This is a genomic window from Inquilinus sp. 2KB_23 (assembly GCF_052115705.1).
Lineage (GTDB): Bacteria > Pseudomonadota > Alphaproteobacteria > DSM-16000 > Inquilinaceae > Inquilinus > Inquilinus ginsengisoli_A.
Genome location: NZ_JBFRHF010000006.1, coordinates 101,792 through 121,167, shown reverse-complemented (window position 1 = coordinate 121,167; position 19,376 = coordinate 101,792). Strand labels below are relative to the sequence as shown.

Here is a 19,376-nt window from a genome sequence, read left to right as displayed (position 1 = left end):
CGGTTGGTTCCTGCCGGCCTTATGACCCGGCGGCGACCTGCTGCTGGGGCTGCACCGGCATGCCGGGGTAGAAGATCTTCTGCAGGTTGCCGGTGATGACTTGGTCGCCCTCGGCCACGCCCTTCTCGATGGCGACCAGGTCGCCATCGGTCGGCCCCAGGGTCACCAGGCGCTGTTCCGCCCGGTTGTCCTTGCTGACGACATAGACGTAGCGCCCGAACTGGCTGGCGGCGACCGCGACCTGCGGCACCATCAGGGCGCCCGGCTGCGGCTCCAGATGGACCCGGACGCGGACATACTGGCCGGGCAGCACGCCGAAGTCGCCGTTGCCGACGGTGGCGCGCGCCAGGATCGTCCCGGTGCGGTTGTCGACGGAATTGTCCAGGAAGGTCAGCTCGCCCTTATGCGTCGCCTCGGTCTCGCCCGGTAGCAGCACGTCGATCGCGACCTTCCCCGCGGTCTTCGCGGCCCGGATCTTGGCCAGCTCGGCCTCGCTGGGGTTGAACGTCACATAGATCGGGTCGAGCTGCACCAGGGTGTTGACCGGGCTGCCGCCGTTGGCGATCAGCGTCCCCACCGGCGCCTGGTTGCGGCCGAGCCGCCCGGCGAAGGGGGCCCGGAGCTCGGTGTAGCCCAGGTTCAGCTCGGCCTGGCGCTGTGCCGCCTGGTCGCTGGCGAGGGTCGCCTGGGCCTGCTTCAGATTGCTCTGGCGCTGGTCGTAGGTGTCCTTGTCCAGCCAGCCGTTCTTGGTCAGCTCGCTGCCGCGGTCATAGTTCGAGCGCAGATAGTCGATGTTGGACTGGTCTCGCTGCAGCTGGGCATTGGCCTGGTCCAGCGCGGTCTGGAAGTCGCGCGGGTCGATCTTGTACAGCAGGTCGCCCTGCTTGACGTCGGTGCCGTCGGCTGCCGGCTGCGACAGGATATAGCCGGAGACCTTGGCCTGCAGGCTGATGGCGGCGATCGATTCGGTGCGCGCGGAGTAGTCGAGATAGATCGGCAGCGACCGCTTGAGCACCGCCGCCACCGGCACCGGCATGGCGGGGGGCGCCCCGGTCGGCGCCGCAGCTTCTGCCTGCACCGGGCTGCTGAGCAGCAAGCCCAGGGGCAGGTGGCCGGTCTGGTACAGGCCGGCAGCAACGGCGGCGACCACGGCAATCGATCCCAGGATGACGGTACGGACGCCCATGGCGCGGTTCTCCAGTGCTTATTCGGCCGGGCCGGCCTTCGGCTCGAGCCGATGGCCGTCGGTGGCATGGGGGCTGTTCGTGTCGCCGCGACGTTCGCGCAAGGATTCGATCACGGCGTAGAACACGGGGACGAAGATCAGGGTCAGGATGGTGGCGGCCAGCATGCCGCCGAACACGGTGGTGCCGATCGACTGGCGGCTGGCGGCGCCGGCACCGGTGGCGATCATCAGCGGCACTACGCCCAGGATGAAGGCGAAGGCCGTCATCAGGATGGGACGCAGCCGCAGCCGACCGGCTTCCGCCGCTGCTTCGACGATGCTGTGGCCTTCCTCGCGCAGCCGCTTGGCGAACTCCACGATCAGGATGGCGTTCTTGGCGGCCAGGCCGATCAGCATGACCAGGCCGATCTGCGAGTAGACGTCGATCTGCATCGACCGGGCCCACAGCGCGGCGAAGGCGCCGAACAGGGCCAGCGGCACCGCCAGCAGCACCATGAACGGCATCGACCAGCTTTCGTACTGGGCCGCCAGGATCAGGAACACGAAGATGATGGCCAGCCCGAACACCAGGGCCGCGACCGATCCTGCCTGCAACTCCTGGAAGGTGATGCCGGTCCATTCATAGGTGAAGTCGCGCGGCAGCGCCGTGGCGGCCGCCCGCTCCATCGCCGCGATCGCCTGGCCCGAGCTGTAGCCCGGCGCCGGGGCGCCGTTGATCTTCGCCGAGGTGTAGTTGTTGTAATGCGGCACCGTGTCCGGCCCCGCGATCGGCTTCAGGTCACCCAGCGTGCTCAGCGGCACCATCCCGCCCGAGGAATTGCGGACATACAGGCGGGTGATATCGGTCGCCGACCCGCGGGCATCCTTGTCCGCCTGGATGGTGACGCGGAAGGTGCGGCCGAACAGGTTGAAGTCGTTGATGTACAGCGACCCCAGATAGATCTGCAACGTGTTGAAGACGTCGGGCAGGGTCAGGCCCAGCATCTTCGCCTTGTTGCGGTCCAGGTCGTAATTGTACTGCGGCGTGGTGGTGCTGAAGCTGCTGAACATCTGCTGGGCATCCAGCTCGGGCTGCTTCCGGGCCTCGGCCAGCACCGCCTGGGTTGCCGCGTTCAGGGCTATGGCGCCCTGGCCGGACAGGTCCTCGATCTGGAATTCGAAACCACCCGTGGTGCTGATGCCGGGGATCGACGGCGGGTCGAAGGCCAGCGCGAAGGCGTCGGGGATCTGCCACAGCTGGGCGCCGACCTGCTTGGCGAGGGCCGATGCGCTCTGGTCCGGGCCGCGCTCGGACCAGGGCTTCAGGATGGCGAACTGGGCTGCGGAGTTCGACTGGGCGGCGCTGGTCAGGAAGTTCAGGCCGACGATCTCGCCGACCGTCTCGACACCCGGCGTCGCCTCCAGGATGGCTCGGGTCTTCTTCGCCACCGCCTCGGTGCGCTCCAGCGAAGCGCCGTCGGGCAGCTGGATGACGACGAAGAAATAGCCCTGGTCCTCGACCGGAAGGAAGGTCGAGGGCAGGCGCGTCGACACCCAATAGGTCAGGCCCAGCCCGGCCACGAACAGGATCATGACCAGCCAGCGGATCCGGATCAGGAACCGCACCAGCGCCGCATAGCCGTGCGACAGCGCGTTGAAGCCGGCGTTGAACCAGCGGAACAGGACGAAGGGGGTGTGCGGCCGGTGCCGCAGGAACGCGGCGCTCAGGGCCGGGCTCAGCGTCAGCGAGTTGAAGGCCGACAGGCCGACGGAGATGGCGACGGTCAGCGCGAACTGGTTGTACAGGCGGCCCGATACGCCGGGAATGAAGGCGACCGGGATGAACACCGCCATCAGCACCGCGGTGGTGGCGATGATCGGGCCGGTGACCTCGGTCATCGCTTTGCGCGTTGCCGCCAGCGGCGGCAGGCCGGCCTCGAGCTGGCGTTCGACGTTCTCCACCACAACGATGGCGTCGTCGACCACCAGGCCGATGGCGAGCACCATGCCGAGCAGGCTCAGCATGTTCAGCGAGAAGCCCATGCCCTCCATGATCACCAGCGTCGCGACCAGCGACACCGGGATGGCGATGACGGGGATCAGGGTGGTGCGCCAGTTCTGCAGGAAGATGAAGACCACCAGCACGACCAGCGCCAGCGCTTCGAGCAGCGTCTTCAGCACGTCTTCCATCGCCGCGGAGACGAAGCGGGTGGTGTCGTAGTGGATGCCGTATTCGATGCCCTTGGGGAAGCGCTGCTTCAGCTCATCCATCTTGGACTGCACGGCCTCCTGCAGCGCCAGGGCGTTCGACCCCGGCTGCTGGAAGACGGCCACGACCACGGCCGGCCGGCCGCCGAAATAGCCCGAGGACGAGTATTGCAGGGCGCCCAGCTCGATCCGGGCGACGTCGCGCAGCCGCACCACCGATCCGGTCGCCGGGTCGGCGCGGACGACGATGTCGCCGAACTGTGCCGGGTCGCTCAGGCGGCCGGTGGCGTTGACCTGCAGCTCGAAGGCGGTGCCTGCGGGGGCCGGCGACTGGCCGATCTTGCCGGCCGCCACCTGCACGTTCTGCTCGGCGACCGCGTTCTGCACGTCGACCGCGGTGACGCCCAGATTGGCCAGCTTGTCGGGGTCTAGCCAGATGCGCATGGAATAGCGCCGCTCGCCGAAGATCTGGACATTGCCGACGCCCGGCAGGCGCTTGATCGGGTCGACGATCTGCAGATAGGCGTAGTTGCTCAGCTCCACCGGGTCGACCGACCCGTCCGGCGAGGTCAGGTCGACGATCAGCACGAAATTCGGGTTCTGTTTCTGGATCGTCACGCCGCCCTGGTTGACGATCGCCGGCAGCGAGGAGGCCGCCTGCGACACGCGGTTCTGCACGTCGACCGCGGCGATGCTGAGGGGGTAGCCGACCTGGAAGGTGACGGTGATGTTCGAGGTGCCGTCATTCGACGAGGTCGACGACATGTACATCATGCCCTCGACGCCGTTGATCTGCTGCTCCAGCGGCGTCGTCACGGTGTCGGCCACCACCTGGGCGCTGGCGCCGGGATAGGCCGCGCTGACCACCACCTGCGGCGGCGTGATGTCGGGGAACTGCGACACCGGCAGCAGGAAGTAGGAGATGCCGCCCGCCAGCACCATGATGACGGCGATCGCCGAGGCGAAGATCGGGCGCTGGATAAAGAAGTTGATCATGACCCGTTCGACCTGGCCGCGTTGCAGTTGCAGAGGATCCAGGCATGATCGAGCCGTCCGGCGCCGGATCGACGCAGGCTGCACAAACGTGCCGAGGCCGTCGGGCGACGGGCCATAGTGAACCCCCAGGTTAATTAACCTTATGGTTGATTATCGTTCGGCCGGGGCGTCGTCAAGCGAAGCTTGAAGCCGCCCCCAACACCCTTGGCCGGATCAGGTCTTGACCCTGTTCCGCTGGGGTGTTACCGGTAAGTAACATGCATATTGGTCTAGACCGAGACTACGGTCAAGGACGTTTCAAGGCTATGACCACCATCACACCCCCGAAGGACGGCCTGCCAGGCCCCAGCGGCGAGCTCCGGCCCCGCGACCGGATCCTCGGCACCGCGCGCGACCTGTTCCACAAGCATGGCTTCCGGGGGGTCGGCGTCGATGCGATCGCCGAGGCCGCCGGCACCAACAAGATGACCCTGTATCGTCACTTCGGCTCGAAGGACGACCTGATCGTCGAGTGCCTGCACCGCTTCGCGACCGAAGCCGACGAGATCTGGGCCAGGTTCGAGGACGAGCATCCTGGCAACCCGCTGGCGCAGCTGCACGACTGGGTCCGGATGGGCGCCGAATGCGCGATCGCCGACAGCCGCGGCTGCGACATGGTCAACGCCGCGATCGAACTGACCGAGGATGGCCATCCCGCCCGGCGGGTGATCGAGGACTTCAAGACCGCCCAGCGCGACCGCCTGGTGCGGCTGTGCCGGGCCGCCGGCGCCACCCAGCCGGAACTGCTGGCCGACACGCTGTGGCTGCTGCTCGAAGGCGCCCGCGTCAGCCGGCAGAGCGTCGGCGCCGAGGGGCCGAGCGCGCGCTTCATCCGAATGGGCGAAGCCATCATCGCCGCCTTCCTGACACGCCAGCCCGCCACGGCCTGACCGGGGCTACTGCCTGTCGGGACCGTCCTCAGGCGGACCGGTCCGGCGTGGTGTTCGGCTCCAGCGGGGCCTCCGCCTCGTCCTCCTCCGGCAGCCTGTCGCCATGGATGGCCACGGGTGTGCCGATCCAGACCGCGTCGGCCAGGTGGTCGCGGCGCGGATTCGTGGTGTTGGGATGGACCAGGATGCTCAGGCCGCCATGGTTCAGCATCAGCCACGGCACCAGCGTCGCGAACGCCTCGGCGGCGAAGGCGATCTGGTACATCGCTTGGCCGTGCGGCCCGACCCTGACGTCGTGCCAGCGCCCCAGCCGCACCCGGAAGCGCTCGCCGATCCAGCCGCGCAGCCGCTCCGCCCGGTCGCGGGTGGCCGGGTCGTAGTAGACATGGGCGTGGTAGCTGGCGATCTCCGCGATCGGTCGTGGCGCCATCGGCCGGGTCTCCTCTCGTCCTTCGCTCGGGCCAAGCATGCTCGACCCGGCATCCCTCTGGGAAGGGATGAGATGGGTTTTCGGCCAGGCCTCAGATCAGGCCGAGCCCCAGCAGGATCCGGGCCAGGGCGTCGAAATGCTCGCCCGGAACCGCCTCGCCGGCCCCCGCCTTGGCGTGCAGCTGGCGGGCCAGCGACGGGGCGGTCTCCACCGGCACGGCGCTGCCGGCGACCCGATTCCGCGACTTGCTGACCAGCAGCGGCACCGGCGTGTCGCCGGGCACGAAGCGGATGCCGACCGTGACGGTGCCGTCGGTCAGGTACAGCGTGGCGGCGCCGGTGCCGGTCGCCATGGCCTGCTGCCGCCGCTTGCGGGCGCTGCGGATCTGCGGGTCGCCCTCCTGCTCCTTGCGCTCACGCTTCATGTCGGTGCGCGTCATCCGCTGGTCGCGCAGGAACAGCCAGCGCTGCAGGCCCATATCGGCCAGGGCGAAGACCAGCAGCACCGCGGCGATGCCGATCAGAACCGGCTTCAGCGTCGCCACCAGCACCTGCCCGATGCAGTCGCGGCCGCATTGCGGCGCGACCAGCAGCGCGTGCAGCGCCCCGATGGCCAGCAGCCCGATCACCGTCAGCAGGGCGCAGACCTTGAGGATCGCCTTCACGAACTCGATCACGTTGCGCAGGCTGAACAGCCGCTGGAAGCCGGTGACCGGATTGATCTTGTCGCCCCGCGGGACCAACGGGTCGAGCGACAGCGGGATGCCGCGCAGGAACGCGACGTTGGCGAGGATGCTGGCGACGATGACGATCGCGACCAGCGGCGCCACGATCCGCGCCGCCAGCGCCAGCATGGTCGGCAGGATGGTGTAGGTGTCGCGGAACGGCTTGCCGGTCAGCCCGATCGGCTCGACCAGGATGGCGCGCAGCGTCTCCATGATCGCCGAACCCTCGACGGCGAGGTACAGCCCGCCGGCGATCAGCGCCACCACGGTCACCAGGTCGCGGCTGTGGGCGACCTGGCCCTTGCGCCGCGCGTCGGTCAGCTTCTTGGCGCTGGCGGGAAGGCTTCTTTCCTCGCTCGGCTGGCTCATGGCAGCACCGTGCGGGCGAGGTCGAGCACGCCGTGGATCGAGCCGAGGCTCTCGGCGAAATAGGGCACCAGGAAGACGGCGTAGACCGGCAGCACCAGCAGCAGCGCCGCCGTCTTCACCGACAGCGACAGGTCGAAGACGTTGAGCTGCGGCGCCATCCGGCCGATCACCGCCAGGGTGATGTCGCCCAGCAGCATCACGATCACCAGCGGCGCCGCCAGCAGCAGCGCCAGCCGGACCACACGGTCCAGCAGCCCCAGCAGCAGTGCCGGGGTCTCGCCGGTGAAGGGCGGCAGCAGCGCCGTCACCGGCCACAGCGCGTAGCTGCGGTACAGCGCCTCCGCCAGCAGGCCCATGCCGTTGCCGGCGAAGAACAGCGCCAGCAGGACCATGACGAACAGCGTGCCGATCGGTGAGGCCTGGCCCGAGGCGTTGGGGTCCAGCAGATAGGCGCCGTTGACGCCGCGCTGCATGTCGACGATCTCGCCCGCCGCCTCCACCGCCCAGAAGGGCACGCCGAACAGCAGCCCCAGCAGCACGCCGATGATCGCCTCCTTGGCGACCAGGACCAGGGTCTGCGCCGGGCCCAGCGGGGTCAGCGCCGCCAGCTCCGCCGTCGCCTGGGGCAGCATCGGCAGGGCGATGGCGATCATCACCGCGTTGCGCAGCAGGCCCGTCAGGCCGAGCCGGCTGAAGATCGGCAGCACCGTCGCCATGGCGATGGCGCGGGCGACCGAGACCGCGAGGCCGTTGAGATAGGGGCCGAACAGGTCGACCAGACCGTTCAGCGAGTCGAGGTTCACGGCCGGTCCGCCGCCGGCGGCACGGCGCCGCGTGTGATCTGCGGGAAGTCGGTGAAGATGCGTTCGGTGTAGCGGACCAGCGGGCTGGCCAGCAGCGGGCCGAGCAGGACCAGGCTGAGGACGACGGCGATGACCTTGATCGCCATCGGCAGGGTCTGGTCCTGGATCTGGGTCACCGCCTGGAACAGGCCGACCAGCAGCCCGACCGCGGCGGCGATGCCCAGCGCCGGCAGCGACAGGAGCAGGGTGAGGCTCAGCGCCTCCTGCAGCAGATGCGCGATCACCGCCTGGTTCATCGCCGTCTCAGCTGTAGCTCAGGATCAGGCCGTGCAGCAGGCGCGACCAGCCGTCGACCATGACGAACAGGAACAGCTTGAACGGCACCGAGATGGCGAGCGGCGACACCATCATCATGCCCATCGCCATCAGGATCGCCGAGACGATCAGGTCGATGACGATGAAGGGCAGGTACAGCAGGAAGCCGATCTCGAAGGCGCGGGTCAGCTCCGAGATCACGAAGGACGGGATCAGGATGACGAGGTCGTTCGGCGTGGCGGCGGCGCTGGCCTCGGCCGGCCACACCTTAGCGGTGGCCGACAGCAGGAAGTCGCGCTCGGCCGGGTCGGTGAAGCGCAGCAGATAGGCGCGCACCGGCTCCGCCGCGGATTGCAGCGCCGCCTGCCAGTCGGTGACGCTGCGCAGGCTGAGCGACGGGTCGCTGACCCGGGCGTAGATCTCGGAGAACACCGGGCCGGTGATGTAGACGGTCAGCATCAGGGCGATGCCGTACAGCACCATGTTCGGCGGCGTCTGCTGGATGCCGAGCGCGTTGCGCAGCAGCACCATGACCACCGAGATCTTCAGGAAGGCGGTCAGGGTGACCATCAGGAACGGCATCAGCCCGACGATGGCGACGATGCCGAGCAGCGGCAGGATGTCGGGCTGCGCCTCAGTCATCGCCGAACAGCCGCACCACCCGCACGCCCAGGGCGTCCTCGATCCGCACGATCTCGCCGCGGCCGATGCGGCGCCCGTTGGCGACGATGTCCACGGCCTCGCCGGGATCGCGGCCGAGGTCCAGCACCGCGCCTGGCGCCAGCCCCTGCACCGCCGCGAGCGGCAATTCGCTGCGGCCCAGCTCGAACACCAGCGTCACCGGCAGATCGTCCAGCCGCTCCGCCGACGGCGCCTCGGCGCCGCTGTCGGGATCCGCCATCCATTGTCCTCCATCCTGCAGGTCCAGGCGCTGCCGCGGCGTCGTGATCACGATCGACGCCCGGTCGCGCTTGGCGGTGTGGGCCCAGCTGTCGCCGAACACCACCAGGGCCTCGCCGGCGCGGCAGGCGACGTCGGGGAACACCACGTCGCCCGGCTCGAGGCCCCTTAGATCGGCCAGGGCCAGGCGCACGGCGCCGATGCGGACCGCCAGCGGCACCGGCAGGCCGGCCAGCGGCGCGTCCTGCTTCGGCGCGGCGTCGATCAGGCGGCGCAGGGGCGGCCAAGCGGCGGCATCCGCGGCGACGTGCAGCGCCGCTTCGGAAAAGCCGTGGCGGAGCCCGACGCTGCAGTGGAAGGCCGCCGGCGGAGCTTCGGCCGGGGCCCAGCCGACCGCCTCGATCGCGATCGGGACGCCGCCGGCGGTTTCCAGCGCCGGCAGCAGCCCGGCCAGCAGGGCCTCCAGCAGCAGGGCCGCCAGATCGGGCTCCAGGTCGCGCGCCGGCAGGCCGGCCGCCTCGGTCAGCAGCGCATCGACCAGCATTCCGGGCGCCAGGATCACCACGCGGCCGGTGCCGAGCCGGCAGGTGATCGCCGCCGCCGTCGCATCCTGCGGCAGCCCGAGGGTCGGGGTGACGTGCAGCGGGGCCGCGATCTCCTGCCCGCCGATCTTGATCTCGAACGGCCGGCAGCGCCGGGCCGCGGCGTTGGCGTCGCCGGCCTGCGCGCTGGTCAGCCGGGGCGGGGTATAGGCGATGCCGGCGGCAGCCGGCGGCGACGTCAGAGCGTCGGCCTCGCGAATCTGCGCCGGCGGCGTGGCGGCGGTCATGTCCGGCCTCCCCGCGGTGCCATGCTCGCCTCGTCCTCGACCGCGAGGTCGTCGCGGATCTCGGTGGCCTTGCGCCGGGCGGCGCCCTGACGGTCGGCCAGCTGGTCCAGCCGGTCGGCGTCCCGGCGCCGGCCCCGCCAGCCCTGGCGCGCCGCCGCGGTGTCGGCCTCGGCCCGGGCGGTTTCGCCCTGGCGCTCCCGCACCGTCGCCGCCTGGCGCCGCGATCCCGCGGCCAGGCCGGACACCCGGTCGCCCAGCCGCTCCAGCGCATCGGCCCGCACCGGCTGCTCCAGCGCGGCGGCGTAGAGCCGGGCCTCCTGCTCGGCGCGGTCGCGCTCATAGGCGGCGCGGTCGGCCTCGGCCTGGCGCTCGCGGGCCTCGGCGGCGGCCAGCTCGGCGCGCTCGCGGCCCAGCGCCTCGATCGCCAGCCGTTCGCGGTCGTGGCGCAGCCGCCGCAGCCGGTCGAGGGGATCGGGCTTCATCGGGCCAGCCGCTCCAGCTGTTCGCGGGTCTGGCCATAGGGCGTGGCCTCGTCGAAATCCTGCTGCAGGAAGCGCCGGATGTCGCCGATCTTGGCCACCGCCTCGTCGGCCAGCGTGTCGCTGCCGGCCCGGTATTCGCCGACCTGCAGCAGCAGCTCGATGTCGGCATGCTTGGCCATCAGCCGGCGGACCTGCACCGCGGCGCGGCGATGGGGGGCGTCGATCACCGCGTCCATCACCCGGCTGCGGCTGTCCAGCACGTCGATCGCCGGGAAATGGCCGGCGCTGGCCAGGGCCTGGGACAGCACGACATGGCCGTCCAGCAGGCCGCGGGTCTCGTCGGCGATCGGGTCGGTGGCGGCGTCGCCTTCGACCAGCACGGTGTAGAAGCCGGTGATCGACCCCTTGGCCGCCGGCCCGGCGCGTTCCAGCAGCCGCGGCAGCATGGCGAAGAAGGAGGGCGGGAAGCCGCGGCGGGTCGGCGGCTCGCCCGCCGCCAGCCCGATCTCACGCACCGCGCGGGCGAAGCGGGTGATGCTGTCCATCAGCAGGGCGACGCGCATCCCCTGGTCGCGGAAGTATTCGGCGATGGCGGTGGCGACGAAGGCGGCCTTGACCCGCTCGATCGCCGGCCGGTCCGAGGTGGCGGTGACGATCACCGCCCGCCGCAGCGCCTCGGGCCCGAGATGGCGGTCGATGAATTCGCGCACCTCGCGGCCGCGCTCCCCGATCAGCCCGATGACGATGGCATCGGCGTCGGCGCCCTTGACGATCTGGGCCAGCAGCGAGGATTTGCCGGTGCCGGGCGACCCGTAGATGCCGATGCGCTGGCCCTCGCCGCAGGTCAGCAGCCCGTCGATGGCGCGGATGCCCAGCGGCATCGGCCGGGTGATCAGCGGGCGCAGCAGCGCCGGCGGCGCCTCGGCGTGCAGCGGATAGGTGGCGTCGGTGTCCAGCGGGCCGCGCTCGGCGGTGTCGAGCGGCCGGCCCAGGCTGTCCAGCACCCGCCCCAGCAGGCCGGGGCCGACGCCCAGCCGCAGCGATCGGCCGGTCGGGATCGCCTCGGTCCGGGTCGACAGGCCCTGCAGGCTGCCGATCGGGGTCAGCACCGCGGCGCCGTCGACCAGCCCGACCACCTCGGCCAGGATGACGTGCCCGGTCTGCGGGTCGCGCAGCTCGCAGATTTCGCCCAGCCGGGCGTCGTTGATCTCGGCATGGACGGTGACGCCGATCGCCTTGACCACGCGGCCCTTGACCGGGCGCGGGTCGGCCTCCTCCAGGCGCCGCCGCAGCGCCTGCAGCGGGTCGGCGCGGGGCTTCAGGGGGATGACCGGTGGCGGCTGGGTCATGGCGCGGCCTCGCCCGGCCCGGCGCGGCGCAGCCCGTCGCGCAGCGCCCGCAGCTGGGCGTCGATGCCCAGCTCGACATGGCCGTATCTGGTCACCATCACGCAGGTGTCGCCGGCCAGGCCGGGGTCGGATTCGACGGTGACGCGGCGGGCAATGTCGCCGAGATCCTGAGCCGGGTCGGCCAGCCGGTCGCGCAGCGCCGCCACCAGCTCGGGCGCCACCCGCAGCGTCGCCGCATGGTCCAGCCGGGCCTGGCGCAGGCCGTGGGCCACCGCCTGCAGCACCAGCTCGCGCCGGTCGAACCCGCCCAGGATGCGCTCGATGGTCTGCTGCACCAGGTCGGCCAGGGTCTGGTCCAGCCCGGCGAAGTAGCGGTCGATCTGCACGCCGGTGGCGGTCAGCAGCGTCGCCGCCTCCTGCTGCCCCGCGGCCAGCCCCTCGGCATGGCCGCGGGCCTTGCCGTCGGCGAAGGCGGCGTCGGCCTCGGCGCGCAGCCGCGCGGCATGGGCCTCGGCCTCGGCCAGGAAGCGCGTCGCGTCGTGCCATTGCCTGAGCGACGCGGCCTTCAGGACCGGGCGGCCGGCGCGGAAGGCGGGTCCGGGCGGGGTCGTCTCAGCCATGGGGCGCCACCGCCCGCGCGGCGGTTGCGAACCGTGCGGCGGTCGCGAACAGCGCGGCGGCGGCCGCCTGCTGGGGGACGGGGAGGGGGGCTGCGGGCCAGCGCTCCGGCGCCAGCCGCAGCCGCAGCCGTTCGCCCACGGCGGCGCCGGCCGTGGCGCACCAGGCGGCGAGGCACAGCAGGCCGGCCCGTTCCACGGCATCCTCGATCGGCGTCTCGTCCATGCCGTCGATCGCCGGCACCGTACCTTTGTGGCCGAGGCCGAAGCTGTAGGCCTCGGCGCCGATCCGGGTGGTGACGCGGCGGATCTCGGCGCCCAGCACCACGGTGCGCAGCCGGGCGGCCAGGGCCGCGGCACCGGCATGCAGAACGGCGCGATCCAGCTCGGCCGGCGCCAGCTGGGCGATGCGGGCGGTGTCGCCCTGCCAAGCCGCCGCGTCGCAGGGCATCAGGGACAGGCGCTGCCGCAGCAGGGCCGACAGGCGCGGCCGGATCCGCGGGGTGTCGAGCAGCAGCCGGGCGGCGGCGTCCGGCAGGCCGGGAAAGATCCGGCCCAGCTGCGCCGGATGGGCGTGCAGCGCCACCGCCTGGTCGAAGCGGCGCGGCGCCAGCCGGTCCTCGGCCGCCCGGCTCCCGGCCGCCACGCCCGAGGTCATTCCGCCGCCTGCGGGGCTGCGCCGCGCCGGCGCCACAGCATCCAGCCGACGGCGGCGGCCGCGGCCGCCAAAGCGAGGCCCAGCACCGTCAGCAGCCCCTCCAGCCAGGGGGCGCTGGACTGGTGCACCCAGACGCCGGCGATGTTGGTCAGCGGATCCTGGATCGGCGGCGTCGTGGCGCCGACGGCGGTCGGCAGGAACACCACCGAGACGTTCTCGTACAGCAGGCCCTTGATGCCGTTGGCCACCAGCATCTTGATCTCGGGCGTCAGCTTGGTCAGGTCGATGTCGGCGCGATGGCGGATGACGACCGAGGCGGAGGACGGCGTCGCCGACGCCTTCAGCCCCTCGGCATCCGGCAGCACGACATGGACGCGGGCGGAATAGACCCCGTCGATCTGCGAGATGGTGCGCGACAGCTCCTGGCTCAGCGCATAGATCAGCCGCGCCTGCTCCTCGACCGGTGACGACACCAGCCCGTCGCCCTTGAAGATCGTCGGGATCGAATCATAGTGCTCGCGGGGGTAGCCGTTGCGGCGCAGCAGGTCGACCGCATCGGCGAAGCGGTCCTCCTCGACCGACACCACCAGGCCGCGATCCTTGGTCGCCGTGCGTTCGGCCGGGATGCCCTGGTGCAGCAGGATCGCGACCATCTCGTTGGCTTCGCGCTCCTCCAGTCCGCTGTAGAGGTCGACCTTGCAGGCGGCGAGCAGCAGCAGCCCGGCAAGCGCCAGCCCGCGAAGCGGCTTCGCCCAGGCGGAGCGGTTCGGCGGAGTGCCGCGGTCGGCTCGGTTGCGCAAGGTGGTTCAGGCCTTCAGCAGGTCGGTGAAGCCGCTGGTGCCCTTCTGGACGACCGTGGTCATCAGGGCGGACCGGATCATCTGCCCGTTGAACTGCGCGGTCTTCTCCATCAGGGCGCTGATGTCCTTCCAGTGGCTGGCCTCGGGGCTCTCCTTGCCCGGATGCTGCGCCGCCGGGCCCGACGCCGTCGCGGGGCCGGGAGTCGAGGCCGCGGGCGGCTGGGGCGTGGTCGAGGCGCGCATGGCGAGCGTGTCCTTGTGGAAGGACTCGATCGACTGCAGCATCCGGTCGCCCATCGCCCCGGGATTGGCCAGCAGCTTGGCCTTGAGGCTGGGCGCGTAATCCGCGATCGACTTCTGGCTGGGCTGCAGCGGCAGGGCGTAGTCGAAGACGTTCGCCGCCTTCGGGTCCAGCGGCAGCGCGACCGGCTGGATCGCGGCCTTGGGCTCGATCGGCATCGGCGCGTGGAGGACGGCGGGCGAGATGACAACCATGGGTCAGCCTCGGCTTCTTGCGTGGGTCGGGTGGGGCTGCGGCGCGGTCACGATCCGGGTTTCCCGATTCGGCCGCGCACGATCGTGGTCTGGAACTGGTAGGCCTGCTGCAGCGCCTGCATCGTCTCCTTGACCAGGGCGACGTAGCGGGGCGGGCCGGAGACCAGCGCCACATTGGCGCGCAGCAGCGGTCGCAACGGGAAGCGGGGGTCGTCCAGGTGCAGGCTGGCCAGCGACGCCTGCAGGTCCTCGAACCCGATCGCGCCCAGTGGCACCATCTCCGACGCCGCCTCCTCGACCGTGGTGACGTAGAGCACCTGGCCGTCATAGTACCATTGCAGGCCGTAGCTGGCGGCGAGGTGGTCCAGCAGCTGCTGCGGCGTCAGCTGCGGCAGCCGGCCCCGGACGCGGCCCGTGACCTTGTCGCTGACCTTGACCGGGACGTCGAGATTGCTGCCGAAGGCGGCCAGCACATCGCGGATGTCCTGGTCCAGGATTACGTAGGGGTAGGGGCGGTCGGGCCACGGCATGGTGCCCCGGCCGGACACCGCGGCGGGGGCGGTCGAGGCAGGGGCGGGGATCGCTGCCGGCCCGGCCGGCGCCTGCTGCGCCAGCCCGGTCGCCGGGCCCAGCGCGGTCGCCATTCCCAGGATGGACAGCGCGACGGCCGCACGGCCCCAGCGCGGCGAAAAGCCGGTGATCAGCGCCGAGACGCGGGTCGCAATAGGTTTTGCCGCCTGCATCAAGACTTCCTGTCGATCCCCCAATCGCCAAGTCCGCGTCCAGCTTATATAGACCGCTGCCGCCGCGGGCGCAAAACCCAATCAAGACGGCGATCACAGCAGTCCAGACCAAGCGCGTCGTGCCCAAACGGCTGAACAGCCGATTCGGTTCCAGACTTTTTTGTTAAAGTTTTCGGCATGCGTTTGCATGACGAGACATGAGGCGTTGCTGGTCTAAATTGGGTTGACCTGTCCAGGTTTTGCTACATATTTTATCAGGCTCTTGGCTGAATGTGTCGAGAGCCTGGGGGTAATGCTGGTTCGTCGTGTTGAGATCGCTGCGGGATATCGAAGCGTCCGGCTCCTGTTAGAAAGCCGATGGGTCGACAATCCTGCAGGCATCTTCACGGCCGTCTGACGGCCCCTGGTTTGGAATTTGCCGCGTCGCCACTCGAAGGAGAACAGCATGTCCAACGTCCCAGCGCCGGGCGGAACCGGTACGGCCGCCGACTACGAGAAGCTCACCAACGACATGTCGAAGAAGAACTGGGAGAGCACTCTCAGGAACGCGCAGCTGCAGCAGACCCTCTCGGACAACGAGAAGGGCTCCCAGACGGCGCTGAAGGCCGCGGGCCAGGGCTGACCCGCGCTCTTCTGATCGTTCGTCAGGAACTTCTGTCGTCTTTTTTCGAGCGCGGCTGCAATGCAGTCGCGCTCGACTTCGCTGATGGTCGGGATGTCCGTGAGGTGTGCGATGCCCTCGAAACTCGGGACCGCCTTGTCCGAAGCGGCTACCTCCCTGGGGTTCCGGCGCCCGCCGCCCTCGGTCACCCTGTTCGTGGTCGAAGGCCCCAACGCCGGCACGGCCCAGAAGCTGGGACTCGCGACCTATCGGGTCGGTCGTGGGCTCGATTCGGACATCGTTCTCGCCGATGAGGCGCTGGCGCCGGTCCACACCCTGATCGATATCGACCGACGGCGCGTCCGGATCGAACCGCTGGCCGGTCCCGTCTCGGTGCCGGGACGGGCCGAGGCGGTGGAGCCGGGGTCGGCGCTGAGCCTGGCCCTGCCGGCCGAGCTGACCCTGGGGTCGTCCCGCATCGTGCTGCGCAGCCCGGTCGAGGTCGGCGGCCGGGTGCCGCGCCTGCACGCCATCGCCGCCGTCGCGGCGCTGATGGTGGCGCTGGGCGGCCTGTCCGGCATCGCGCTGTCCTCCGGCAGCTCCCGCACCGATGGCGACGACCGCGCCGTGGCGCCGGCCGCGGATGCGGCCAGTGCCGAGAAGCGGGTGATCCAGACGGCCGCCCTGACCCCGGTCGTGCCGCGGCAGCAGACGCCGGCGGAGGCGCTGCAGGAGCGGATCGATTCGGCCCATCTCGCCGGCCTCACCCTGGCGGTGAATGACAGCCGCATCGTCGCCTCCGGCCGCCTCTCGGCGGCGGACATGGTGCAGTGGCGTGAGATCCAGGCCTGGTTCGACCGCACCTTCGCGGCCTCTGCCCAGCTGGCGTCCGAGGTGGCGACCGGGCAGTCGAGCGGCGCGCCCGAGATCGTGATCCAGGCGGTCTGGACCGGCGCCAACCCCTATCTCATCACCCACACCGGCTCGAAGTACTTCGAAGGCGCGGACCTCGGCGGCGGCTGGTCCGTGGCCACGATCCGCGCCGATGCCGTGACCCTGCGCAGCCGAACCGGTCAGAGCTTCGTGATGGCCCTGACCGACCCCGCCAAGCCTTAGCGGGCCGGCCGGGGCAATGGGGGAAGCGAGATGACGACGATCCGGGCACGCACCGAACCCCTCGACGGGATCCGGGCGGGCGACCCGTCCGAAGGCGCCGCCACCGCCCGGCCGGCCGGGCCGGTTGGCACCGGGGCACCTCGCCGGGCCGGGGCCGCCCGGTCGCGTCGCGGCCGCACCTCGCGGCTGCGCGAGGAGGTGCTGGACTACATCCGCCCGGCCGATGGCGGCGAGATCTCGACCAACCCGTTCGGCCAGGCCGAGACCCTGGCCGGGATCATCGACCTGCTGCAGGCCGAGGCGCCGGACGACCGGCTGGCGCGCTGGGGCAGCGCCGTGCTGCTGCAGGAACTGCGCAAGCACGACCTGCTGCGGGTCCGCCTCAACGACCTGATCGGCGGGTGACACGGATGACGCCCGCCCAGCGCGACGCCCTGCACCGGCTCGTCTTCGACTATCTCCGGCACGGCCAGAATCGGCGGGCGCTGGCCCTGGCGCTGCTGCTGGCCTCACGCGACGACCGGCCCGACCCGGCGGCGCTACGGGCGGTGGCCGTGGCCTCGCTTGCGGTCGGCCGGCCGGACCGCGCCATCGCCGTCCTCGACCGGCTCGACCAGGAAGAGGCGCCGGTCGCGGCGCGGCACCTGCTGCGCAGCCGCGCCCTGCACCAGCTGGGCGAAATCGAGGCCGCGCGGCGCGCCTTCCGCGACTATCTCGACGCGCCGGACCGGCGGGTGGCGGCATGACCGCGCGGCTGCAATCCGCCCTGACCGCCGCCACCGGCCGCCAGGACCTGATGATCGTCGCGCTGCTGGTCGCGACCATCTTCCTGATGATCCTGCCGCTGCCGACCGTGGTGGTGGACGTGCTGATCGCCTGCAACATGACCTTCGCGGTCCTGCTGCTGATGGTGTCGGTCTATCTGCGCAGCCCGCTCGAGCTGTCGGTGCTGCCCTCGGTGATCCTGATCGCCACGGTGTTCCGCCTGGCGCTGTCGATCGGCGTCACCCGGCTGGTGCTGCTGCAGGCCGATGCCGGCTCGATCATCCAGACCTTCGGCGAATTCGTCATCGGCGGCAGCCTGGCGGTCGGGCTGGTGATCTTCCTGATCATCACCGTGGTCCAGTTCGTGGTGGTGGTGAAGGGCGCCGAGCGGGTGGCCGAGGTCGCGGCGCGCTTCACCCTCGACGCGCTGCCCGGCAAGCAGATGAGCATCGACGGCGAGCTGCGCGCCGGCGACATCGACCTGGCCGAGGCGACGCGCCGGCGGCAGACGCTGGAGAAGGAAAGCCAGCTCTACGGCGCCATGGACGGCGCCATGAAGTTCGTGAAGGGCGACGCCATCGCCGGACTGGTGATCGTCGCCGTCAACCTGATCGGCGGCCTCGCCATCGGCATGCTGTCGCACGGCATGTCGCTGGGCCAGGCGCTGCACGTCTATTCGCTGCTGACCATCGGCGACGGGCTGGTGGCGCAGATCCCGGCCCTGTTCGTTGCCATCACCGCCGGCACCGTCGTCACCCGGGTGACCACCGCCGACAGCGGCAATCTCGGCGCCGACATCACCCGCCAGATGGGCGCCAACCCCACCGCGCTGCTGATGGCCGCCGGGGTGGTGGCGCTGCTCGGCTTCATCCCCGGCTTCCCGACCGCGATCTTCCTGGCCATCGCCGCGGTGATGGCCGGCGGCGTGCTGCTGCGCCGGCGCCGCCAGGCGGCTTCGGCCGCGGTGGCGGCCGGCGACGAGGAGCGGCGGGTCGCGGCGGAGACCGTGGCGGACGACACCGTGACCCTGCATCTCGGCGCCGACCTGGCGGCGGGGCTGGGCCAGCCCGCGGCGGAGCGCCTGGCGCAGGACGCGGCGGCGGGGCTGGAGCTGGCGCTCGGCGTGCCCTTCCCGGTCGCCCGGGTGGTGCCGGACGGGGCGCTGGCGCCGGACCGCTTCCGGATCGACCTCGACGGGGTGCCGGTCGACGCCGGGGCGGCCCGCCCGGGCCGGCTGCTGCTGCGCGACGATCCGATGCATCTCGACCTGCTGGATCTCGAAGCGGAGTCCGACGACGGCGAGGGCGGCGCGCCGGCGCACTGGATCGACGCCCGGCACGAGGCGGCGCTGGCCGAGGCCGGGGTCGGCCATGCCACGGCGGAGGAGATCGTGGCCGAGGCGCTGACCCGGGCGCTGCGCCGCTACGCCCCGCATTTCCTCGGCATCCAGGAGACCCAGGCCTTCCTCAGGGGCATCGAGGCGACGCGCGGCGACCTGGTGCGCGAGGCCCAGCGCAACCTGTCGATCAACCAGGTCGCCGACGTCTTCCGCCGGCTGCTGGAGGAGGGCGTGTCGCTGCGCAATCACCGGCTGGTGCTGGAGACGCTGGCCGAGTGGGGACCGAAGGAGCAGGACGTGATCCTGCTGACCGAATATGTCCGCGGCGGGCTGAAGCGCCAGATCTGCCACGCTCATGCCGACGAGCGGAAGGTGATCCACGCGCTGATCCTCGACCGCGGCGCCGAGGACCTGGTCCGCCAGTCGATCCGCCAGACCTCGGTCGGCGCCTATCTCGCCTTGCCGGAAGGCCAGGCCGAGGAGCTGGTCGACACCATCCGCGGCCACCTCGCCCGGGTCGGGGCCGCCGGCCGGCCGCCGGCGATCCTGACCGCGCTCGACACCCGCCGCTTCCTGCGCCAGACCCTGGCCCGCAACCAGATCGACGCGGCGGTCCTGTCCTATGCCGAGATCGCGCCGGACTACACGGTGCAGCCGGTGGCGGTGGTCCGCCTGACCGGCCGGCGCGGCCGCGCGGACGCGGAGGCCGGGCTCGACCGGGCGGCCGCGGAATGAGGGGGGAG

The 19,376-nt window shown here is 71.1% G+C and carries 21 protein-coding genes; 6 read left to right on the top strand and 15 right to left on the bottom strand.

Translation table 11 applies throughout. From position 1 onward, the window contains the following. Window positions 1-19 precede the first annotated feature (19 nt). Window positions 20-1,186, bottom strand: coding sequence for an efflux RND transporter periplasmic adaptor subunit (locus AB4112_RS09795; protein WP_309800072.1), 1,167 nt, complete (start codon window positions 1,184-1,186; stop codon window positions 20-22). Window positions 1,187-1,204: 18 nt separating this feature from the next. Further along, the gene (locus AB4112_RS09790) at window positions 1,205-4,369 is read right to left on the bottom strand and encodes an efflux RND transporter permease subunit (RefSeq protein WP_309800074.1); all 3,165 of its coding nucleotides are present in this window, start codon (window positions 4,367-4,369) and stop codon (window positions 1,205-1,207) included. 305 nt (window positions 4,370-4,674) lie between these two features. On the opposite strand from AB4112_RS09790, the gene AB4112_RS09785 reads away from it, so the two are divergent. Continuing rightward, a complete protein-coding gene (locus AB4112_RS09785) occupies window positions 4,675-5,298 on the top strand; it encodes a TetR/AcrR family transcriptional regulator (RefSeq protein ID WP_309800077.1) in 624 nt (207 codons plus the stop codon). 28 nt (window positions 5,299-5,326) lie between these two features. On the opposite strand, the gene AB4112_RS09780 is transcribed toward AB4112_RS09785, so the two are convergent. From AB4112_RS09780 to AB4112_RS09720, 13 genes are all read right to left on the bottom strand, one after another. Further along, on the bottom strand, window positions 5,327-5,728 hold the full coding sequence (locus tag AB4112_RS09780) for a DOPA 4,5-dioxygenase family protein (protein ID WP_441719036.1): 402 nt from the start codon (window positions 5,726-5,728) through the stop codon (window positions 5,327-5,329). 91 nt (window positions 5,729-5,819) lie between these two features. Continuing rightward, window positions 5,820-6,821, bottom strand: a complete 1,002-nt coding sequence (locus AB4112_RS09775) for an EscU/YscU/HrcU family type III secretion system export apparatus switch protein (protein WP_441719033.1) — start codon at window positions 6,819-6,821, stop codon at window positions 5,820-5,822. Then, entirely contained in the window at window positions 6,818-7,624 is an 807-nt protein-coding gene (gene sctT / locus AB4112_RS09770) for a type III secretion system export apparatus subunit SctT (protein ID WP_309800082.1), read from the bottom strand. The genes AB4112_RS09775 and sctT overlap by 4 nt, the downstream gene beginning before the upstream one ends. Beyond that, window positions 7,621-7,920, bottom strand: a complete 300-nt coding sequence (gene sctS / locus AB4112_RS09765; protein WP_309800084.1) for a type III secretion system export apparatus subunit SctS — start codon at window positions 7,918-7,920, stop codon at window positions 7,621-7,623. Before sctS ends, sctT begins: the two co-directional genes overlap by 4 nt. Window positions 7,921-7,927: 7 nt before the next feature. Beyond that, window positions 7,928-8,581 (bottom strand): type III secretion system export apparatus subunit SctR, encoded by a 654-nt coding sequence (sctR, locus tag AB4112_RS09760; protein WP_309800086.1) that lies wholly within the window; start codon window positions 8,579-8,581, stop codon window positions 7,928-7,930. Further along, entirely contained in the window at window positions 8,574-9,668 is a 1,095-nt protein-coding gene (gene sctQ, locus AB4112_RS09755) for a type III secretion system cytoplasmic ring protein SctQ (RefSeq protein WP_309800089.1), read from the bottom strand. The genes sctR and sctQ overlap by 8 nt, the downstream gene beginning before the upstream one ends. After that, window positions 9,665-10,150 carry a type III secretion system stalk subunit SctO gene (gene sctO, locus AB4112_RS09750; RefSeq protein WP_441719028.1) on the bottom strand — a complete coding sequence of 162 codons (486 nt, stop codon included), beginning with the start codon at window positions 10,148-10,150 and terminating at the stop codon, window positions 9,665-9,667. The genes sctQ and sctO overlap by 4 nt, the downstream gene beginning before the upstream one ends. Further along, on the bottom strand, window positions 10,147-11,499 hold the full coding sequence (locus tag AB4112_RS09745) for a FliI/YscN family ATPase (RefSeq protein WP_441719025.1): 1,353 nt from the start codon (window positions 11,497-11,499) through the stop codon (window positions 10,147-10,149). The genes sctO and AB4112_RS09745 overlap by 4 nt, the downstream gene beginning before the upstream one ends. Next, window positions 11,496-12,119, bottom strand: a complete 624-nt coding sequence (sctL, locus tag AB4112_RS09740) for a type III secretion system stator protein SctL (protein ID WP_441719022.1) — start codon at window positions 12,117-12,119, stop codon at window positions 11,496-11,498. The genes AB4112_RS09745 and sctL overlap by 4 nt, the downstream gene beginning before the upstream one ends. Then, window positions 12,112-12,774: a SctK family type III secretion system sorting platform protein gene (locus AB4112_RS09735; RefSeq protein WP_309800097.1), complete on the bottom strand. Its 663-nt coding sequence runs from the start codon at window positions 12,772-12,774 to the stop codon at window positions 12,112-12,114. Before AB4112_RS09735 ends, sctL begins: the two co-directional genes overlap by 8 nt. Next, window positions 12,771-13,574, bottom strand: coding sequence for a type III secretion system inner membrane ring lipoprotein SctJ (sctJ, locus tag AB4112_RS09730; RefSeq protein WP_441719018.1), 804 nt, complete (start codon window positions 13,572-13,574; stop codon window positions 12,771-12,773). Before sctJ ends, AB4112_RS09735 begins: the two co-directional genes overlap by 4 nt. A 6-nt stretch (window positions 13,575-13,580) precedes the next feature. Beyond that, entirely contained in the window at window positions 13,581-14,069 is a 489-nt protein-coding gene (locus AB4112_RS09725; protein ID WP_309800101.1) for a hypothetical protein, read from the bottom strand. Window positions 14,070-14,116: 47 nt separating this feature from the next. Then, window positions 14,117-14,812 carry a secretin N-terminal domain-containing protein gene (locus AB4112_RS09720; protein WP_309800103.1) on the bottom strand — a complete coding sequence of 232 codons (696 nt, stop codon included), beginning with the start codon at window positions 14,810-14,812 and terminating at the stop codon, window positions 14,117-14,119. A gap of 445 nt (window positions 14,813-15,257) precedes the next feature. Here AB4112_RS09720 and AB4112_RS09715 point away from each other — a divergent pair, with 445 nt between their 5' ends. The 5 genes from AB4112_RS09715 (at window position 15,258) to sctV (ending at window position 19,368) form a co-directional block, all read left to right on the top strand. Beyond that, a complete protein-coding gene (locus tag AB4112_RS09715; RefSeq protein WP_441719013.1) occupies window positions 15,258-15,434 on the top strand; it encodes a hypothetical protein in 177 nt (58 codons plus the stop codon). Window positions 15,435-15,545: 111 nt separating this feature from the next. Further along, entirely contained in the window at window positions 15,546-16,529 is a 984-nt protein-coding gene (locus tag AB4112_RS09710) for a SctD/MshK family protein (RefSeq protein WP_309800108.1), read from the top strand. 30 nt (window positions 16,530-16,559) lie between these two features. Continuing rightward, on the top strand, window positions 16,560-16,934 hold the full coding sequence (locus AB4112_RS09705; protein WP_441719010.1) for a hypothetical protein: 375 nt from the start codon (window positions 16,560-16,562) through the stop codon (window positions 16,932-16,934). Window positions 16,935-16,939: 5 nt separating this feature from the next. Next, entirely contained in the window at window positions 16,940-17,275 is a 336-nt protein-coding gene (locus AB4112_RS09700; RefSeq protein WP_309800112.1) for a hypothetical protein, read from the top strand. Continuing rightward, the gene (gene sctV, locus AB4112_RS09695) at window positions 17,272-19,368 is read left to right on the top strand and encodes a type III secretion system export apparatus subunit SctV (RefSeq protein WP_441719006.1); all 2,097 of its coding nucleotides are present in this window, start codon (window positions 17,272-17,274) and stop codon (window positions 19,366-19,368) included. The genes AB4112_RS09700 and sctV overlap by 4 nt, the downstream gene beginning before the upstream one ends. The last annotated feature ends 8 nt before the right edge of the window (window positions 19,369-19,376 follow it).